The organism is Thalassospira alkalitolerans, from assembly GCF_002115745.1.
Lineage (GTDB): Bacteria > Pseudomonadota > Alphaproteobacteria > Rhodospirillales > Thalassospiraceae > Thalassospira > Thalassospira alkalitolerans.
In genome coordinates, this window is sequence record NZ_JFKB01000009.1 from 228,883 (window position 1) to 248,491 (window position 19,609).

20 protein-coding genes are annotated in these 19,609 nt (G+C 52.7%); 11 read left to right on the top strand and 9 right to left on the bottom strand.

Translation table 11 applies throughout. The features are described 5' to 3' along the window. Positions 1 to 26: 26 nt before the first annotated feature. Positions 27 to 1,694, bottom strand: a complete 1,668-nt coding sequence (locus tag TALK_RS14530) for a sensor domain-containing diguanylate cyclase (protein ID WP_085619848.1) — start codon at positions 1,692 to 1,694, stop codon at positions 27 to 29. Positions 1,695 to 1,985: 291 nt separating this feature from the next. Between TALK_RS14530 and TALK_RS14535 the strand changes: the two genes are divergently transcribed. Next, positions 1,986 to 2,621: a trimeric intracellular cation channel family protein gene (locus tag TALK_RS14535; RefSeq protein WP_085619849.1), complete on the top strand. Its 636-nt coding sequence runs from the start codon at positions 1,986 to 1,988 to the stop codon at positions 2,619 to 2,621. Between the two features lie 54 nt (positions 2,622 to 2,675). Next, positions 2,676 to 4,898 (top strand): class I SAM-dependent methyltransferase, encoded by a 2,223-nt coding sequence (locus TALK_RS14540; RefSeq protein ID WP_085619850.1) that lies wholly within the window; start codon positions 2,676 to 2,678, stop codon positions 4,896 to 4,898. 14 nt (positions 4,899 to 4,912) lie between these two features. Here TALK_RS14540 and phnF read toward each other — a convergent pair whose 3' ends face one another. After that, the gene (phnF, locus tag TALK_RS14545; protein WP_085619851.1) at positions 4,913 to 5,626 is read right to left on the bottom strand and encodes a phosphonate metabolism transcriptional regulator PhnF; all 714 of its coding nucleotides are present in this window, start codon (positions 5,624 to 5,626) and stop codon (positions 4,913 to 4,915) included. A gap of 132 nt (positions 5,627 to 5,758) precedes the next feature. Between phnF and phnG the strand changes: the two genes are divergently transcribed. The 8 genes from phnG to phnN are packed head-to-tail and all read left to right on the top strand — an operon-like array spanning position 5,759 to position 12,214. Further along, positions 5,759 to 6,286: a phosphonate C-P lyase system protein PhnG gene (phnG, locus tag TALK_RS14550; protein ID WP_085619852.1), complete on the top strand. Its 528-nt coding sequence runs from the start codon at positions 5,759 to 5,761 to the stop codon at positions 6,284 to 6,286. After that, positions 6,283 to 6,903: a phosphonate C-P lyase system protein PhnH gene (gene phnH / locus TALK_RS14555; protein ID WP_085619853.1), complete on the top strand. Its 621-nt coding sequence runs from the start codon at positions 6,283 to 6,285 to the stop codon at positions 6,901 to 6,903. Before phnG ends, phnH begins: the two co-directional genes overlap by 4 nt. 2 nt (positions 6,904 to 6,905) lie before the next feature. Continuing rightward, the gene (locus TALK_RS14560; protein ID WP_085619854.1) at positions 6,906 to 8,024 is read left to right on the top strand and encodes a carbon-phosphorus lyase complex subunit; all 1,119 of its coding nucleotides are present in this window, start codon (positions 6,906 to 6,908) and stop codon (positions 8,022 to 8,024) included. Positions 8,025 to 8,029: 5 nt separating this feature from the next. Next, on the top strand, positions 8,030 to 8,947 hold the full coding sequence (locus TALK_RS14565; RefSeq protein WP_085619855.1) for an alpha-D-ribose 1-methylphosphonate 5-phosphate C-P-lyase PhnJ: 918 nt from the start codon (positions 8,030 to 8,032) through the stop codon (positions 8,945 to 8,947). Then, positions 8,947 to 9,729, top strand: coding sequence for a phosphonate C-P lyase system protein PhnK (phnK, locus tag TALK_RS14570; protein ID WP_085619856.1), 783 nt, complete (start codon positions 8,947 to 8,949; stop codon positions 9,727 to 9,729). Before TALK_RS14565 ends, phnK begins: the two co-directional genes overlap by 1 nt. Positions 9,730 to 9,739: 10 nt before the next feature. Beyond that, the gene (gene phnL / locus TALK_RS14575; protein ID WP_085619857.1) at positions 9,740 to 10,444 is read left to right on the top strand and encodes a phosphonate C-P lyase system protein PhnL; all 705 of its coding nucleotides are present in this window, start codon (positions 9,740 to 9,742) and stop codon (positions 10,442 to 10,444) included. Continuing rightward, positions 10,437 to 11,579, top strand: a complete 1,143-nt coding sequence (locus TALK_RS14580; RefSeq protein ID WP_085619858.1) for an alpha-D-ribose 1-methylphosphonate 5-triphosphate diphosphatase — start codon at positions 10,437 to 10,439, stop codon at positions 11,577 to 11,579. The genes phnL and TALK_RS14580 overlap by 8 nt, the downstream gene beginning before the upstream one ends. Then, entirely contained in the window at positions 11,576 to 12,214 is a 639-nt protein-coding gene (gene phnN, locus TALK_RS14585; RefSeq protein WP_085619859.1) for a phosphonate metabolism protein/1,5-bisphosphokinase (PRPP-forming) PhnN, read from the top strand. Before TALK_RS14580 ends, phnN begins: the two co-directional genes overlap by 4 nt. Before the next feature lie 62 nt (positions 12,215 to 12,276). Here phnN and TALK_RS14590 read toward each other — a convergent pair whose 3' ends face one another. From TALK_RS14590 to TALK_RS14615, 6 genes are all read right to left on the bottom strand, one after another. After that, the gene (locus tag TALK_RS14590; protein WP_085619860.1) at positions 12,277 to 12,972 is read right to left on the bottom strand and encodes a DUF1045 domain-containing protein; all 696 of its coding nucleotides are present in this window, start codon (positions 12,970 to 12,972) and stop codon (positions 12,277 to 12,279) included. A gap of 41 nt (positions 12,973 to 13,013) precedes the next feature. Next, positions 13,014 to 13,661, bottom strand: coding sequence for an LbetaH domain-containing protein (locus TALK_RS14595; protein WP_085619861.1), 648 nt, complete (start codon positions 13,659 to 13,661; stop codon positions 13,014 to 13,016). Positions 13,662 to 13,663: 2 nt separating this feature from the next. Beyond that, the gene (gene phnE, locus TALK_RS14600) at positions 13,664 to 14,476 is read right to left on the bottom strand and encodes a phosphonate ABC transporter, permease protein PhnE (protein WP_085619862.1); all 813 of its coding nucleotides are present in this window, start codon (positions 14,474 to 14,476) and stop codon (positions 13,664 to 13,666) included. A 68-nt stretch (positions 14,477 to 14,544) separates the two neighbouring features. Further along, a complete protein-coding gene (gene phnD, locus TALK_RS14605; RefSeq protein ID WP_085619863.1) occupies positions 14,545 to 15,561 on the bottom strand; it encodes a phosphonate ABC transporter substrate-binding protein in 1,017 nt (338 codons plus the stop codon). 71 nt (positions 15,562 to 15,632) lie between these two features. Then, a complete protein-coding gene (gene phnC / locus TALK_RS14610) occupies positions 15,633 to 16,472 on the bottom strand; it encodes a phosphonate ABC transporter ATP-binding protein (RefSeq protein WP_085619864.1) in 840 nt (279 codons plus the stop codon). 300 nt (positions 16,473 to 16,772) lie between these two features. Further along, positions 16,773 to 17,765: an Ldh family oxidoreductase gene (locus tag TALK_RS14615; protein ID WP_085619865.1), complete on the bottom strand. Its 993-nt coding sequence runs from the start codon at positions 17,763 to 17,765 to the stop codon at positions 16,773 to 16,775. A 254-nt stretch (positions 17,766 to 18,019) separates the two neighbouring features. On the opposite strand from TALK_RS14615, the gene TALK_RS14620 reads away from it, so the two are divergent. Further along, complete coding sequence (locus tag TALK_RS14620; RefSeq protein WP_169715042.1) at positions 18,020 to 18,484, top strand: META domain-containing protein; 465 nt, start codon at positions 18,020 to 18,022, stop codon at positions 18,482 to 18,484. A 32-nt stretch (positions 18,485 to 18,516) separates the two neighbouring features. On the opposite strand, the gene TALK_RS14625 is transcribed toward TALK_RS14620, so the two are convergent. After that, a complete protein-coding gene (locus TALK_RS14625) occupies positions 18,517 to 19,461 on the bottom strand; it encodes an alpha/beta hydrolase (RefSeq protein ID WP_085619867.1) in 945 nt (314 codons plus the stop codon). Positions 19,462 to 19,609: the final 148 nt, after the last annotated feature.

Consider the following 19,609-nt stretch of genomic DNA (forward strand, 5'->3'; position numbering starts at 1 on the left):
ACAAAGAATATTACGGCAACACCGCCTTAGGCGCGTGAACCGGAATTTTGGTTGCGCTGTTCCTCACCATAGATCACGTAACAATGCTTGCCCTTGCTTTTCGCCACATAAAGCGCTTGGTCTGCTTTTTCCAACAGAGTGTCTGCTGACATGGCGTGTTCGGGATAAATGCCAATGCCTATACTGACATTGATCGACGCACGATGACCGCCCGTGATGAATGGCATCACAATGTCACCAAGAATGCGTTCGGCAAACACACGCACTTCCTGTTCGCCACCGTCGCCCAAATGGGCAACAATAACCATTTCGTCCCCACCGATACGTGCGGCCAGATCACCACCGCGCACACATCGGCGCAACCGGCGAGCAACTTCACACAAAACTTCATCCCCAGCGGCATGCCCCAGCCGATCATTGATCAACTTGAAATCATCAAGATCAAGGGCAAGAATACCCAATCTGCTACGCTGGCGATTGGCTTGTGCCAATGCATGTTCCAAATAAACATCCAGCGCCAGCCGATTGCCCAACCCGGTAAGCGGATCGTGATGCGCGATATGCTTCATCTCGCCAAGGGCAGTGTCCTTTTCGGTTAACTTGATCACCAAACTGCGCAAACTATGCGACAGAATATTAATCTCACGCGCGCCTGTTACGTCCGGCAAGTTGTCAATTTCGCCGCGTTTGAGCTGTCCGGCGGCATGGGCGATTTTCACCAACGGGCCAACAACATAGCCCGCCCCCCACCAGGCAATCAGACTGAACAAAGCCGCAAGACCAAGCCCAACACCCAGAATATCAGTTCGCAATTCGGTCACAGGCGTTAAAGCCGTTTCCACGTTCTGACGAGCCAGAACCGACCACCCAAGTCCGGCATAATCAAGATGGCCGTCTGCGGGGCCAAACCCGGTCAGGTAATCCTTACCATCGGGCCATTCTGCAATTTTCCAACCGACATGAGATTTCCGAGCTTCATCAAAAATATCAAGTTCAAGCGTTTGCCCCCTCATCACAATATCGGGCGCCAGCAAGATTGTGCCATTTGCACTAATGACAAAAATATCAACATTACGATGCAATCCCAGACCGGAAAACAGACTGCGTCGGACGATATTTGCCCATTCCCAACTAAGATGAGTCGCCAGAACACCATTGAAATGCCCGGCATCGTTTAACAGCGGTGCGGCAATATCAACAAACTGCAAGGGCTCGCCGGTCGGGGTGGGGAATTCCTTGGCCAATAGTTTTGCGTCATGAACATCACCGATGAACACTTCCTTGCTGCCATATTGATAGATTGGTCGAGCCGAAATATTTTTGCCTAATAAAATATCACCGGTCGCCGCCACGACATTTCCCTCGGCATCAAGAACACCAATCCAGGTAAAGATCGACAATTCATGCTGCAACCGACTGATAAGGACATTGACCTGATCAATATCATCAAGATTGCGCAAGGCACGAAGGGTGCTAAGAACTGCAACCTCGCCACGATGTGTCCACATGGTGCGGTCAAGTTCATCAGCCATTTGCAAGGCAATATCGGACATGCCAGTCCCGATCTGCTTCATCAGATCATTAGTTGATCTTTGTCCGATGACATAGCTCATGGCACCAGCCAGAGCAACGACAAGCACCGCCGTCGCCAATGCGATCTGGATACGAATACCGACCCCCGAAAGACTTTTCAAAGTCGATCCTCACCCTTATTGGCATACAGCAGTTCATGTGTTGGCGGTGCTTATGCCGTCATTTGTATGGACGTTGTTGCTGATGGCCATATAAGAGCGCGTGCACGAATTTTTAAGCCCGGCCATGCAAAACATTTACCCGGTTCGTCTTCCGTTTGGCATGACAACGTCCAACATATGGAAAACCGGGGCCCGCAAGTATTTTAATAAAATATCAGGCGGTTAATCATATTTTTCCCGTCATTTCCGCCCTGTCACGCCTGCCATCGAAACAGCAATGAAAAAGATGTAATGACCATTACCCAAATCATCTATTGGCTTGAACTGACCGGCGTTGCGGTTTTTGCGGTGACCGGCGCGCTCGAAGCATCACGGCGTCAGATGGATATTGTCGGCTTCATTCTGATTGCAACTTTTACCGGCATCGGTGGCGGCACGGTCCGCGATGTGATTACCGGCGCCACACCGGTTTTCTGGATCCGTGACCCAGCCTGGGTGATTACCTGCATTGGCAGTGCGGTCTTTACCTATTTCACCGCCCATCTGGTCGAACGGCGATATATCGCGCTGATCTGGCTTGATGCGCTTGGTCTTGCGATGTTTGGCGTTACCGGGGCGGCAATTGGTCTTAACCTTGGCGTATCGCCACTTGTTGCGATCATCCTTGGCACCATAACCGCCACATTTGGCGGCATGGTTCGCGATGTGGTGTGTAACGAAATCCCGCTTATATTACGCCCGGAAATCTATATCAGTTGTGCGTTGCTTGGCGCATCAATCTATGTCATTGGCACCGATATCCTTACCCTGCCGCGGGCACCGGTCGCGCTGATTGCCTTCCTATGTGCGTTTGGCTTACGCGCCTGCTCCATTCGCTTCAAGCTTGGCTTCCCGGTTTACAAAACCCGCGCGGGACGAGAATATTAACCGGTTCGGAATATGTTATAAAATCATATCCAACGGTGTTTAAGGGTAAAGCAAATGGTTCAAAGCGGCAAAACAGGCAAAAACACAGCAACGCTTGCGCAGGCATTGCAATTGGGACTGCAATACCAAACCAATGGAAAAATCCCCGCCGCCCTGAACCTTTATGGCGACATCCTAAAACAAATCCCCAATCAACCCGATGCATTGCATTTAAGCGGTCTGTGTCATTATCAGAACGGGGATCATCGCAAAGCCGTTGACCTGATGCGCAGCTCAATACACCACAACCCAAACAATGCGACAGTACACAGCAATCTTGGTGTTGCGCTTATTGAATTAAGCATGGTCAGCGATGCAGAACACCATTTCCGCCAAGCCATCGCCTTGCAACCCGATCATATTGAATCCCACAGCAACCTTGCCGCAATTCTGGGCAACCAGAACCATACCAACGAAGCAATCCGCCATTTCGAAATTGTCCTTGGTCATAACTCTGACCATTTGGCATCGCTCAGGGGGCTTGCAAAACTTTACGTCCATATCGGGAAAACCGACGAAGCGCTTGATCTGTATGCGCGCGCACTGCGTCTGATGCCAAATGATGCCGACCTGCATACTGATCTGGCGGTTGCCCTTAATCTTGTCGGCCACCCCGGCAAAGCCCTGCAACATCATCTTCAGGCCATAAGCCTTCAAGCCGGTGTCCGCCGGCACCTTGCCTGCTTTGCGACCACGATTGAAAATTGTGCTTTCACCAGCACCAATGACGCGCTGGAATCAGCATTAAGTGACGTTTTAAATTGCAATCAAATCAATCCCCGTAGTGCCACCAAAGCCACACTGGCCGTTCTGATCCATAAGGATAGGTTCAATACAGCCGTCGAACGGATTTCAAATGCAGCGGGTTCGGTTGAAAAGCTTAATCCCGCAGATCTTGATACGCTTCAGGGGCAACCGCTTTTTCTACAGGCCCTGAAAGCCCATCCGCTGTCGAATTTGCGCTTTGAACGAACGTTGACGTCCCTTCGCCAGATCATGCTGTTTAAAGACGGAGGGAAATCCGGCTTTTATGTTCCGCTGATCGCAGCATTGGCAGCCCAATGCTTTAACAACGAATATGTCTATGCGTTGACAGATGCAGAACGTACAAAAGTCGCAGAACTTGATCAACAACTATACAACAACATAATGGCCGACAAGGATTTCAACATGGAAATCCCGGCCATATTGGCCTGTTACAAGCCACTTTACGAATATGAGTGGGCGGAACGTCTTTCGCGAAAAAACCTGCCAAACCATCTGAAATCATTGTTTGAACAGCAATTCCACGAGCCCAATCAGGAACGCTATCTGCGCGATCAGATCCCGCAATTAACTGGTATTGACGACGACATCTCCCAAGCCGTCCGGTCCCAATACGAAGAAAACCCCTATCCGCGTTGGAACCATACCACGCTGTTCCAAACGCCCAAGCCAATCGATGAAACCTTAAAATCCTATCCGCTGATGATGGACCTTGGCGATTATCAAAGCCCGGCACATCCGCAAATCCTTATCGCGGGTTGCGGTACGGGAAAGCACAGTATTGATGTTGCCTCACGGTTTAAGGATGTGACTATTCTGGCCGTCGACCTTAGCCTTTCAAGCCTAAGTTATGCGCGCCGCAAGACCGAACAACTTGGTTTGACAAATCTGACCTATGGGCAGGCAGATATTCTTAAACTTAACGAGCTAAATCGCCAGTTTGACCTGATCGAATGCGGCGGTGTTTTGCACCATATGGACAACCCAATGGCCGGATGGCGGGTTCTTTGCCATATGTTAAAGCCCGGTGGATTGATGAAAATCGCGCTTTATAGTGAAATCGGCCGCAAAGCCATTGTGCAAGTACGCGATTTCATTGCCAAACAAGGGTATAAATCCACCGCAGATGATATCCGCCAATGTCGCCAAGATATTTTAGCATCGGATAGTGACGCCAAAAACACCCTGCTTGATAGTACTGATTTCTTTAGCTTAAGCGATTGCCGGGACCTGATTTTTCACATACAGGAACACCGATTTACACTGCTGCAAATAGAACAATACCTGACGGATCTGGGGTTGGAATTCATTGATTTTGAAACCACGGAATCCCAAAAATTCAATCGCCAAAGAAACGCAATCAACCAAGGCGATAAAGGCGATCGACTGAAAAATTGGCATGCCTATGAGCAAAAAAACCCGTCAACATTTGCCGGGATGTATCAATTCTGGTGCCGAAAACCGCAAAGCTGATTTCGCATCAGCCCCTATTCAACAATCAACTGTACCCGGTCGCTTGAAAAGGCAGTGATCCCGTATTCGATGGGAACGCCAGATGCATCAACATCCACACTTTCTGTTGAAATAACCGGCCGGTTTTTGGCCTGTTTTAACAGGCTGGCAACGCGTGATGACGGTAATTGCGCGCTGATGCGGGTAGTTTTGCGGCTGTAATCGTCAATCCCGAAATGTTTGAATGCCTCGGTCAGTGACTTGGTTTGGGTGAATATTTCAACAATCCCTTCGAACCGGGCAACCGGCAAATAACTGGTGGCGACGGCGAGCGGAATGCCATCAGCCTCGGATACAGAAAACAGTTCGATCACACGCGTGCCCGGTTTGACATCCAGAAACTGGGCAATATTGGCATTGGCCTTTAATATTTCAGAAGAAATCAACCGCTTGTCGGGCAAACGATGCCGCCCCGATACAATCTGTGAAAACCGGGTCTTGCTGCCAAGCGGATAATCAAGAATCTGTTCCTGCACAAAGGCACCACGCCCCTGTTCGACGCGGACCACGTTCGCGTCAACAAGGGCCGCCATGGCGCGTCGCACTGTATGGCGGTTGACCCCGAATCGGCGGACCAGCTCCATCTCTGTCGGCATTTTATCACCCGGCGCAAAGACCCCGTCAGCAATATCGCTCAGAAGCAGTTTTTCTATTTGCTTCCAAATAGATAGCCCCGGTTCCCAATCCATCCTCATCCCCTTTCACAAAACTTTCACCGCAAGACCTTTGCCAAGACGGCGAGATCGTCTTATAACGTCAATAGGTATAGACGTCTAGACAAATTATGAATTTGTCGACATCCATGAAAAAGGATCAGACATATGACGGCGCAGACCGCCCCACAAAGCGCAACCGGCCAAAGCCAACACGGTCAGAATCAGAACGCTAAAAATCAGACCGAGCCAGAAATCGATGCTGCCACCGCCGCCCGCAAATACTGGATGAGCATTCTGGCACGTACCGATTGCAATACACTGGCGACCCACTGGCAGGGCAATTACGCCGATGTTGCATGGCAAACCTTGCGCGCACCACAGATCGGCATGGTGATGGTTCGTGGGCGTGCCGGGGGTGCGGGGCAGCGCTTCAACCTGGGCGAAATGACGGTGACGCGATGCTCAGTCACACTTGCGGATGGCACGATTGGCCACGCCTATGTCAAAGGGCGCGACCGCACACAGGCGGAATATGCCGCCCTGTTTGATGCCGTGATGCTGCGCGATGGGGCGGCGCAATCCTTTATCGATGACCTTGCGCAAAAACAGGCCGTCGTCAAACGCGATCATGCCCGCAAGATCGCCGCCACCAAAGTCGATTTCTTTACCCTAGTCCGCGGAGAAGACGAATGACCGCCCCACATACCACGTCTGGCATCGCACCAGATCTGCTTCCGGGTTTCGAGCATGACGCATTTCAATCCAATGCCGTTTTCCGCACGGTTCTTGATGCCATGTCGCGCCCCGGCAACATTTACAATCTGCCAATCAGCATCGCCGCACCGGACGGGCTAAACGAAACGGCCACCGCCTTTGCCCTTGCAATGATCGACATGGATACACCGGTTTGGCTGTCACCTGCCTGTATAAGCGGCGCAGCAATCACCCATTTGAAATTCCATTGTGGTTGCCCGATTGTTGACGATGCCGCAAAGGCCGATTTCGCCTTTGCCCGTCTTGACGATGATTTGTCATTCTTGTCCCGCCTTGCCGTTGGCAATGCCGAATACCCCGATCAATCGGCGACGGTCGTCTTTATGGTCGATGCGATATCTGACCATCCCGACATGATCCTGACCGGACCGGGCATCAAGGAAACACACATGCTTTCGGTGGCTGGCTTACCGGCCGCCTTCCATACATGGCGCCGCGAAAACACCACCCTGTTTCCATGCGGGGTCGATGTAATTTTCGCAAGCCCGCATCAGATTGCCGCCCTGCCGCGCACCACCCGGATCGAGGTAAAATAACCATGTATGTTGCTGTCAAAGGTGGCGAACGTGCCATCAACAATGCCCACCGGCTGCTTGCCGAAAAGCGCCGTGGCAATACCGAAACCCCCGAAATCGAGACCGATCAGATCGAACAGCAATTATCGCTGTCAGTGGCGCGTGTCATGTCCGAAGGATCGCTGTTTGATCGTGACCTTGCCGCCCTTGCGATTAAACAGGCACGCGGTGATTTGATCGAGGCGATCTTTCTGATCCGTGCCTATCGCACAACATTACCGCGCTTTGCGTTTTCCAAACCGATTGAAACCGGCAAAATGGATATCGAACGGCGCATTTCGGCAACGTTCAAGGATTTGCCGGGCGGTCAGATATTGGGCCCGACATTTGATTACACCCATCGTCTTTTGGACTTCACCTTGATGGCCAATGGGCAAACCCCGCCCGAAGCCGCCCAAGGTGATCAACCGGTTGACGACACCATGCCACGTGTTCTGGACGATCTTCTGAATTACGAGGGCCTTATTCAGGACGAACCGGCATCTGCCGATAACGACGACGCACCGGTCGCCGATTTAACCCGCGAACCGGTTTCCTTCCCGGCTGGTCGTGATTTACGCCTGCAAAATCTCGCACGTGGCGACGAAGGATTTATCCTGTCGATGGGTTATTCCACGCAGCGCGGCTATGCCAATAGCCATGCCTTTGTCGGTGAAATCCGTTACGGCAAGGTCGCGGTTGAAATCGAACCCGAAGAACTGGGTTTTGCCATTGATATTGGCGATATCGACATCACCGAATGCGAAACAGTCAACAAATTCAAGGGATCGAAAATCAAGCCGCCGCAATTTACCCGCGGCTATGGGCTGGTTTTCGGCCAAAGCGAACGCAAGGCGATTTCAATGGCCCTCGTGGATCGTGCTATGCGCGCACGCGAAATGGGTGAACAAATCATGGGCCCGGCTCAGGACGAAGAATTCATCATGGAACACAGCGATAATGTGCAGGCGACCGGCTTCGTCGAACATATCAAGCTGCCCCATTATGTCGATTTTCAGGGTGAACTGGAATTAGTGCGCCGCATGCGCAAGGAAATTGAAGCCCGCGCCCAATCGACCCCCGAAACCAAAGCGGCGGAGTAACCGGCATGGAAAACACACAAACCAGCCAAAACACCGAAACCGGTGCAGCCTATAACTTTGCCTATTTGGATGAACAAACCAAACGCATGATCCGGCGTGCCTTGCTTAAAGCCGTGGCAATCCCCGGCTATCAGGTCCCATTCGCCGGGCGTGAGATGCCAATGCCCTATGGTTGGGGTACGGGTGGCGTTCAGGTCACCGCCGCCGTCATTGGCCCGGATGACACGTTGAAAGTTATCGATCAGGGCGCGGATGACACCACAAATGCTGTCAGTATCCGCCAATTCTTTGCCAAAACCGCAGGCGTTGCCACAACCGAAAAAACCGCCGAGGCATCCATCATTCAAACCCGGCATCGCATCCCCGAAAAACCGCTGCGTGATGATCAGATCCTTGTTTATCAGGTGCCGATCCCCGAACCGCTGCGCTTTTTGGAGCCACGCGAAACCGAAACCCGCAAAATGCATGCGTTGGAAGAATACGGCCTGATGCATGTGAAACTGTATGAAGACATTTCACGTCACGGCCATATCGCCACCACCTATGCCTATCCGGTAATGGTCGATGGTCGCTATGTCATGGATCCATCCCCAACGCCGAAATTCGACAATCCAAAAATGAATATGATGCCCGCCCTTCAGCTTTTTGGGGCTGGTCGCGAAAAACGCATTTATGCCCTGCCACCGTTTACGCGGGTCGAAAGCCTTGATTTCGAAGACCACCCGTTTTCGGTGCAAAGCTGGGACGACGAATGCGGCATGTGCAGCGCCACCGACAGCTATCTTGACGAAGTCATTCTTGATGACAAAGGCAACCGGATGTTTGTGTGTTCCGACACTGATTATTGCACTGAGCGACAAGATGCCGGGCATCGCGGCCCGCAACACCATGACCAGCCCCTTGGCGGAAAGGCAGCAGAATAATGACCCAGAATAATACACCGCTTCTGCGCGTTTCCGACCTGACCATGATGTATGGCGACCGGGTCGGTTGCCGCAACGTCAGTTTTGATCTTCGCCCCGGCGAGGTCCTTGGCATTGTGGGGGAATCTGGCTCTGGCAAGTCAACTTTGCTGCGCAGCATTTCCGCCCAGCAGGAACCGACCAAAGGTGTGGTTGAATATCACACCCGCATTGATGGCATTCGCGATGTTTATCAAATATCCGAAGCACAACGTCGTCTTTTGATGCGGACCGACTGGGCCTTTGTCCATCAAAATGCCCGCGATGGATTACGCATGAATGTCAGTGCCGGGGCCAATATTGGCGAACGTCTGATGGCGGTTGGGGATCGCCATTATGGCAATATCCGCGCCGCAGCCGGAAATTGGCTGGGCAAGGTCGAAATCGCCGAAGAACGCCTTGATGATCTGCCATCGACTTTTTCGGGCGGTATGCAGCAACGTTTGCAGATTGCGCGTAACCTCGTAACCAGCCCGCGCCTCGTCTTCATGGACGAACCCACGGGTGGCCTGGATGTTTCCGTTCAGGCACGTTTGCTCGATCTGCTGCGCGGGCTGGTTCACGACCTTAATCTGGCGGTGATCATCGTCACCCACGATCTGGCGGTTGCCCGGTTGCTGTCACATCGTTTGATGGTGATGCAGGGTGGCGCTGTGATCGAAAGCGGCCTGACCGATCAGGTACTTGATGATCCACAGCATGCCTATACGCAGTTGCTTGTTTCTTCCATCCTGCAGAATTAGGGCAATTGAAATGTCTGATATGCTTCATGTCGAAAATGTCGCCAAGGCCTTTACCCTGCATACGCAAGGCAGCGTTACCATCCCGGTTTTCGAAGGGGTCGAATTTCACCTGAATTCCGGTGAATGCATCGCGCTGACCGGGGAATCCGGATCGGGAAAAAGTACCTTCATGCGGATGCTTTATGCCAATTACACGTGTTCAAGCGGATCGATCAACGTGTTCCATGACGGCACATGGCTTGATATTACCACCGCCAGCCCGCATGCGATCCTTGATATGCGCAAACGCACCATGGGTTATGTCAGTCAGTTCCTGCGGGTTATTCCACGCGTGCCGACCCTCGAAATCGTTGCCGAACCCTTGATCGCATTGGGAACCGCACGTGACGCAGCAAAGGAAAAAGCGCGGGACCTTTTAACCCGCTTGCGCATCCCGGAACGTCTGTGGCAACTTTCGCCCCTGACCTTTTCGGGCGGCGAACAACAACGCGTGAATATTGCGCGCGGTTTTATCGCCGATTACCCGATCATGCTGCTGGATGAACCGACCGCTTCGCTTGACGTCCAAAATCGTGCCACGGTTCTGGCATTAATTGACGAAGCCAAGTTACGCGGTGCGGCGATTGCCGGTATTTTCCACGATCACGATACCCGCGATGCGGTCTGTACCGGATCATTTGATGTGACATCGTTCAAGGTTGGGGCCAATGACTGAACAGATTTTTACCAACGCCAAAATCGTCCTGGCCAATGATGTTATCGACGGTGCCGTTCAAATTCGCGATGGCATGATCACCGATATTTCCGATCGCCCATCAAACATTCCCGGTGCCGAAGATTTGGCCGGCGATTATTTAATGCCGGGCCTAGTGGAACTTCATACCGACAACCTTGAAAAACACCTGACCCCGCGCCCCAAAACCCGCTGGCCCGCAACAGCCGCCGTGATTGCCCATGACAATCAGGTTGCCAGCGCCGGGATCACCACCGTTTTTGATGCGGTATCGATTGGCGATGTCAACGAAGGGTCTGAGCGCATCGTACGACTGGTTGAAACGGTCGGGGCCCTTGGCCATGCGCAGGACAACGATCTTTTACGCGCGGATCACAAACTGCATTTGCGGTGCGAAACATCCTATCCCGGTATGATCGACGCGTTAGGCAAACTGGTCGATATTCCATTGGTCCGAATGCTGTCGGTGATGGATCACACCCCCGGTCAGCGCCAGTTCGTCAGCATGGATGCCTATTACACCTATTATCAGGGGAAGTATGGCCTGTCTGACGAAGAAATGCGCAAATTCGTCGCCACGCGCAAACGCGATGCAGAACTGTATTCCGTCAAACATCGCCGCCATGTTGTCGAAGCCGCCCACAACCGCGGCCTTGCATTGGCAAGCCACGATGATGCCACCAATGCCCATGTTGCAGAGGCCGTCGCCGATCAAATGACCGTGGCCGAATTCCCGACCACGCTTGAGGCCGCAAAGGCATCGCATGAAGGTGGGCTTGGTGTGATGATGGGCGGGCCGAACCTTGTACGCGGCGGATCGCACAGTGGCAATGTCGCCGCAGGTGATCTGGCCCGGCAGGGTTATCTTGACATCATTTCAAGTGACTATGTGCCGCACAGTATGCTGCATGGTGCGATGAAGCTGTTTGACGAGTTCGAGGCCTATGATCTTCCGCGGGCCATTCGTACCGTCACCCTGACACCTGCCAAACAAGTCGGCCTGGACGACCGGGGTGAAATCGCAATTGGCAAACGTGGCGATCTGATCCGGGTGCACCCTTCACCACATCATCCGATTGTGCGCGGTGTCTGGCGTTTGGGAACACGCGTATCATGACCGGGCACCATGCCCTCGATACTGAATTGGCACATGGCGGGTCAGAACAAGGATTACTGATCCTTGTCGTCGGCCCCAGTGGGGTTGGCAAGGATACGTTGCTAGATGCCGCCCGGGCGCGGCTGCACGATGATGAAACCATTCTGTTTCCCCGTCGTTGCATTACCCGCCCGGCCGGTTGCGCCGGTGAAATCCATATTCCGATCCGCGCCGAAGATTTCAGTTCAATGGCAAAACAGGGTGCCTTCCTGCTGAGTTGGCGGGCGCATAATCTGTGTTATGGCATTCCCGGGCATGTCCGCCGCGATGTCGCAAATGGCAAAACAGTTGTCGTCAATGCATCGCGTAGCGTGATCGATGATGCCCGCGATCTTTTGGGCAATCGCCATTTGCGGATCATCAGCATCCGCGCCAATAAAGACGCGCTGCGCAAACGCCTTGAAGCACGTGGCCGCGAAGATGCCAAGGATATCGAACAACGTCTAAAGCGGGCTTCTGCCTATCACATTACCGGACCAAATGTGATGCATGTCGACAACGACAAAGACCTTGAAACTGGTATCAAACACTTTATCGACGCCATTCAACATCGTCCCATCCCAGCCGACCAATCAGCGACGGATACGGCAACATGATCAAACAAAATGCTGCAGGAAAAACTGCAGCATTTTATTTAATACCAATGAATTAAGCCACCCTACCCAAGTGAGAAGCGACGCAGCAGGTCAAACGACCTGCCATCCCCCGGATCACCAAACAGACAAACATCCGTCACCCGAAACGGTGTTTTGCATAAGGGTGAGACAAGCGGGGCAAGCCCATCGCGAACCCGCATCATTCGATCCGGATCAAGCTTGTCACTTAGCGTCAGGTGAAAACGGAATTCTTCCATCACATAGGGATATCCCCATCTGACAAGATATTCCTCCTGACGCATACTTAACCCCGATGCACGACGCTTGTTCATTGCGCTTTCGCTTTCAGGTTGGCGAAAATCATCCAGCGCCATTACCAGACCCGATGCCAGATTTCCGAGTTCGTCAGTGGGCCCAGTCGGGGCCAACGCGATAAAACGACCAATAGATTTCAACATCAACGGGCCACAGGTTACCGACGGAGCATCAGCACAGTATTGTGCGATGGCCTGTTCAAGCTGATCACGTGTGCGGCCATGCTTTAACGCAAAGGGGGGTTTCAACGTGCCATGAAAACCATAACGTGATGGCGATACCGTAATAGCAACAGCTTCGCCTGCCGCAAGTCCGATAACATCAGGGCGGTCAATTGTGCGCCCGTTTGCCGGATCACGCCCCAGCCAGGTATTTCCGAACGCTGCCAGGTCACTTGCGGGCTCCGGCGCATAGTAAACAGCGTACCGCTGATAGTTGGTCATGGTCCCTCGGATAAGATGCCGCGATTGTTCTGCGACTAAAATCAGGCCGGATCGAATTTCAAACAGAAATCATGCACCGGCAAATGACGAAAATCGTCAAGGCGTTCGGCCAATGTTGCATGATCCCAGTCCCACCAGCAAATGCGAAGAAGCGCATCAACGATTTCTGCGTCAAAGCGCGGCCGAAGCGGTGCTGCGGGGATACCGGTCACGATAGTATAGGGTGCAACATCCTTGGTCACGACGGCACCAGAGCCAACGACGGAACCAATCCCGATGGTCACACCACCCTGAACGATGGCGCCATGGCCAATCCATACATCGTGTTCAAGCTTCACCCGTTTTTCACGCCGCCAGTCAAAAAAGGCCGGATCATCATCGCCCAATTCATAGGCGCTGGACCGGTATTGGAAATGATGCATCGACGCCCGGTCCATCGGGTGTTGGCCGGGATTGATCCGGGTATGAGCAGCGATATTTACAAACTTCCCGATGTCGGAATAGATGATTTCACTGTCATTAACGACATAGGAATAATCCCCCAACACCGTTTCACGAATGCTGGTACGCGGGCCAATTTCCGTCCAATTGCCAAATTCGCAATCTACCACGGTGGCACTCGGATCAATCGTCGGGGCTTCTGACAAATGTTTCATTGCCGGTTTTGTCTGCGTAATCGTAAACGCCATGATCAGGTCACCAGTTTGCGCAGCCGCTGCGAAATCATATCCAGCAGGCTGACAGAAATAATGATGATAATCATAACAGCCGCGGTCTCGGCATAATAAAACGCCCGGATATATTCCCACAAAACCATACCAATGCCCCCCGCACCAACGATGCCAAGAACGGTCGCCGACCGGACGTTACTTTCGAAACGATACAATGAATAGGAAATCCAAAGCGGCAAGACCTGCGGGATCACGCCAAAAATGACTTCCTGCAATCCATTCGCACCCGTTGCCCGAATGCCTTCGACCGGTTCAGGATCAATGGCTTCGACGGCTTCGGAAAACAGTTTTGCCAGAACACCGGTGGTATGGATCCAAAGGGCAAGAACACCGGCAAACGGGCCAAGCCCGACAGCAACAACGAATAACATGGCAAAAACCATTTCGTTGATCGCCCGAAAACTGTCCATCAGGCGGCGAACCGGCTGATACACCCAAAAGGGAACGATATTTTCAGAACACAAAATTCCGAACGGGATCGAACAGACAATGGCAAGTGCGGTACCCCAGATGGCAATCTGGATCGTAATCCACATTTCGCTGACATAGTATTTCCACATCAGGAAATCTGGCGGGAAAAAGCCATCGGCAAAGTCGACCATATTGCCGCTGTTTTCAATCAGGGCCATCGGGCGCATATCCGCCCCTTCCCAGGACCAGGCTAAAAGCCCAAGAATAAAGGCCCAAAGAAGAAAACTGATACCTGAGCGTTTCAGGTCGCGCGGCGGAAGGTCCGCAGCGGTTGCCGCCGATGTCGAAATGCTGCTGTTCATCGTGTAAATCCCGGAAAATGAAAACAAACGGGGAGCCCGGATTTCCGGGCTCCCCGTTCGGACGCCGGTTACTCGTAGGAAACCAGAATGTCGAGTTCAGCCAGTTTCTTGTCGATAGCCGAAACGCGTTCTGCTTTTTCGTCATCCGACAATTCGGCGGTGTTCTGAATTTTCAGCTTGTCTTTGAACAGGGCAAGCTGACGGATCGGATAAAGCTGCGCGTTGCTGCTTTCCATGAATTTGCCCATGCCATCCTGGATACCGCCCAGAACTTTATTGGCTTCTTCAACATTTCCGAGGCGACCGTAACCAAGGAAGAATGCCTTGATTTGGGATTTCAGTTCACGCGACAGGTCTTTGCGATACACCATCGGATCAGACGGGATCAGCGGCGAGGTCCAGATCACTTTGACCTTATCGGTGATTTCCGGTTTGACCATTTTGGTACGGGCAAGCTGTTCGGAATTGTTGGCAGCAACATCAACCTGCGAATTGGCTGTCGCCATCAGGTTGGTTTCATGGTTCGCATTGCGAACGGTCTTAAAGCAATCTTTCGGGTCCACGCCATTCTGGGCAAAGACATAATAGCTTGGTACCAGGAAGCCCGAGGTCGAGTTCGGATCACCAATACCGAAGTTCAATGTGTGATCACATTTCAACATATCCGCAAGGGTATTGATCTTGTCGTTATCGGCCTGGGTGATGATGTGCGAATAATACCCGTTCGAACCGTCGCTTTTGGACGTCTGAACGAAAACTTCGCCGCCCGCACGGTCAACGGCTTCCATGGCCGACTTGTTCCCGAACCAGCCAACATGAACCTTGCCAAAACGCATGCCTTCGATGATACCGGCGTAATCCGGCGCAAAGAATGCTTCGACTTTTTTGCCAAGGACTTCTTCCATGTCGTCGATCATCGGCTGCCACTGAGCTTTCAGGTTGGAACTCGACTCAGTCGAGATAAAACCGAAAACAATGGTATCGGGATCTTTTTCAAGCGGCTTGAAATCAATATCGGCCTGGGCAAAGCCCGAAGCCAGCATGCTAGCTGCAAATGCAACAGACGCAATTGTATTACGGATCATGGGAAGTCCCCTGTCAGATTGGTGGTAGAGGTGAAATAAAAGACATAAGGCAGAGAGAACACGGTCTCGATCTAGCTTGTCACGTAAGCCAGATCCTTCTTCGCGGCCTCGCCACTGGCCGGGATGGCCTCTGGCGTCGGTGCGAAAAGTTCGGAGGAATATTCGCCGTAAAGTTCGCGAAGGAATTCCGGCGTCAATTCAGTGGACGGGCCGTCAAAGACGACCTCGCCGTCGCGCATCGCAATGGTGCGAGTGCAATAATCACGGGCGTAATCAACCTGATGAAGGGATACAATCACGGTCACATTGTCTTCGCGGTTCACCCGATCAAGCGTGTTCATCACCTTGCGCGAGGAGGCCGGATCAAGCGATGCAATCGGCTCGTCGGCCAAAATCAGACGTGCGCCTTGGGTAATGGTGCGCGCAATCGCGGCACGTTGCTGTTGACCGCCCGAAAGATTGCGGGCCTTCTTGGTCGCATGACCATCAATCCCGACACGTTTAAGCGCGGTCATCGCCCGCATACGTTCGGCCTTGGTAAACAGACAAAGCGACCCGCGCCATGCCGGAACCCGTCCCAGCATACCGGTCAGAACATTGGTCAAAACCGATAGGCGGCTCACCAGATTGAATTGCTGAAACACAACGCCAATATCGGCACGCACCTTGCGCGCACCACGGGAAATTCGGCCATTCTGCTGGATGACTTCGCCGAAAACTTCGATCTTGCCGCCATCGCGATCTCCGCGCAGTAAACCGGCAATATGGCGAATAAGGGTGGATTTACCCGAACCGGATGCACCGATCAGGGCAACCATCTCGCCCTCGCGGACCTGCAGACTGACATTGTCCAGCGCCCGCTTGCCCCGCGTGAAGCTTTTACTCAGTCTTGAAATATCTACGACCAGCATTAAAGTCCGCCTGCTTGTGTTTCGCTGCTCAAGACGCTACGCACAATCCGCGACTCTATGGTGACGGTGATGTTACAGTTCGATGATTACGGCACCTTATTTTCATCGACAACAATCAAACTTGTCTATACATCAAGTAAAATCACAAATGAAAATTCGAATATTTTAGAAATTCGGATGTCATAATCGAATTTTTATTTAACAAAACATCCACAATCATAACGATTAATGGCACATATCAATAAAAATACGGAAAAATAAGCTCCGAACGTGCAAAAATTCAATGTTTTTGCACGTTTTTTACTTGATGGCGTCGATAGCAGCGATCACGTCGTCTTCGATATCCAGACCCTGAATTTCCGCATCCCGGCGGGCATTTTGCCCACGGCGCCCCGGCAACCGCACCGCTTCCTCCAATGCGATTTCATCCGCGATATAACGCAAATGATCCATGATCTCTGGGCCACCAACCGCAACCGGATCAATCGCAATCACCATCTGACCAAGCGCGGGCGGTCCTCCCTTGTCATCAAACAACGACGAGGATTGATGCCCAAATTGCGCCCCGGTCAAACCGGCTGCCAGCATTTCAACCATCATGGCAAGTGCGGCACCCTTGACCCCGCCTGCGGGTATCATTGTGCCTTCCAGCGCCTTGACGGCATCGGTGGTCGGATTGCCATCAACATCAAGCGCCCAGTCATCGGGGATCGAAACGCCCTTTTGCTTGGCGGCCATGATCTTGCCGCGCGCAACTTTCGATAGCGCCAAATCAATCACAATCGGATCACCATCCCGAATGGGGGTCGCAAAGGCAATCGGGTTGGTGCCAAACATCGGACGTCGCCCGCCCCACGGTGCCATTGCCGCCGGGGCATTGGCAAACATCATCGCCGCCAGCCCCTGATCGGCCAGCTTTTCAACCGTTAGCCCCATAACCCCGGCATGATGCGATTTATGGATTGCAGCAATCGCAATCCCCTGACGACGGGCCATATCGGGCAGCATATCAACCATCATATCAAGTGCCGGATAGGCAAATCCGTACTGCGCATCAATGCGCAGCACACCGGGATACGGTCGGTCGACAACAGGTTTGGCAAAACCATCAACCTTGCCGACCCGCGCCTGCCCGGCATAGGCCGGAACACGGCGCAATCCATGCCCGCCTTGCCCGGCGGCCTCGGCCGTGACCAATGCCGTCGCAACCGATTTGGCAATTGCCGGATCAACTTTGCAACGCATCAAGGTATCGCACACCAATGCGTGTGCTTCGGTCAGGGCAAGCTTCATGATCGTGACTTTCCAAATGGGGCAGGCTGATGGGTCAGATTGACTGGCGGGATGATAAATCGACCGGGAAAACAAGGCGAAATGCCTGTTCCCGATACCATAATCATGGATCGGCATTTTGCGCAAAAATCTTGTGCGATGCAATGACGGACACAGCAGCATTGTCACGCCATCAAAATCCGCTTGAGCATGCTAAAATTTCGCCGCAAAGTTCTTTGATTATCCGCCGCAGAATCAAACACAGGACATTCTGTATGGACAAAACAAATCGCCGGATCGTTTCTTTGCTGGTCATCGGCATGGCATTTCTGATCTCGGCATGCAATGCGACGACCAAACCCGCGACCGAGGCCGCAATCGATAATTGGGCCAATGTTGCCAACAAGGATTGGCAACTGATCCGCATTCAAAATGCGGGCCGAACCATCGACCCGATGTCACCGATACTGGCCAGCGTCAATTTCACGCTTGATGGTAAAATTGTCGGGTCCACCGGGTGTAACCGCTATTTCGGCGGCTATACGCGCGATGGTAACAATCTGATGATCTCCGCACTTGGCAGCGCGAACATGATGTGTGTTGACGACGCGATGGACGTTGAAGACGCTTTTATCGCCGCAATGGCCGACGTCAAAAGCTGGAAAATTGATCAAGGCGAACTCCTGCTGCTTGACGCAACGGACAAATCCCTGATGAAGCTTGAACCGATCACCCCCTGATCCCGACCGAACCACATGCCAATATCGGCGGCCTATGGCACCTCAACCATTTGCTTGACCGCACGGCACAAGTGATCAAACCCGGCACGCGCACCGTCACTCATATGACGGGCACGCAACCAGCCATGGATCATTTGCGGTTCCTCGCGATAGGTCACATCAACACCGGCACGCGCCAGACGCGCAGTATATTCACGCCCGTCATCGCGCAACGGATCAAAATAGGCCGCCGTAATATAGGTCGGCGGCAATCCGCGCAAATCTTCGGCCGATAACGGATAGGCCACCGGATCATCCATCGGCGCCTTTAAAACATCACGATAATAAATCACATCATCGGTGCTAAGCCCCGGTGCCGATGCCATCTGACCATAAGATGGCCAGCCAAGATCACCGCCAAGCGCCGGATAAATCAGCACTTGCCCAACCACCCCGGCACCAAAACCATCATTGCGCGCCTTGATCGCAAGCCCCCCGGCCAATGTCGCCCCGGCACTGTCGCCAATCAAAATCAATTCTTCGCCAGCACCCAGCAACGCCCGTGCAACGCCATAGGCATCCAAATGCGCGGCAGGCCAAATATGCTCCGGTGCCAGACGGTAATCGACAGATATCAGTTCCGCCCCGCTTGCATCGGCGATTTCGGCACAAATCGAGTCATGACTGTCCCGCGAACCAACAACAAACCCGCCGCCATGCAGATAAAGTAATTTGCGCGGTGTCTGAATTTTTACCGGGTAATAGGACCGGACCGCGACCCCGGCAATTTGATCATCACGGCTCAGAAGCCCGGGGGGATGGGGATAGGCAAAAGCCGCACACAACGCATCATACCATTTGCGTTGCTGCATAATTCCCGCAGCAACCGCATCGGGTGGAAGAAACCCATCACATTTGGCAATGAATTCACAGATGCCCGGTTCATCGGGCATCGGGCTATAGGCGATATCCGGCACTGCCTGATCGGACCCGTCCATTTCGCACAACTTCCCCAATGATGTTTTAGGCTCCAAGCCTAACATGCCAAGACTAACGCCAACCACCACACCGTGCAAAGCGGACAATTGTGTCAATGCATCATTTGCAATCCTGACCGCCTAGGTGTTGTTTACATTCATTGACAAC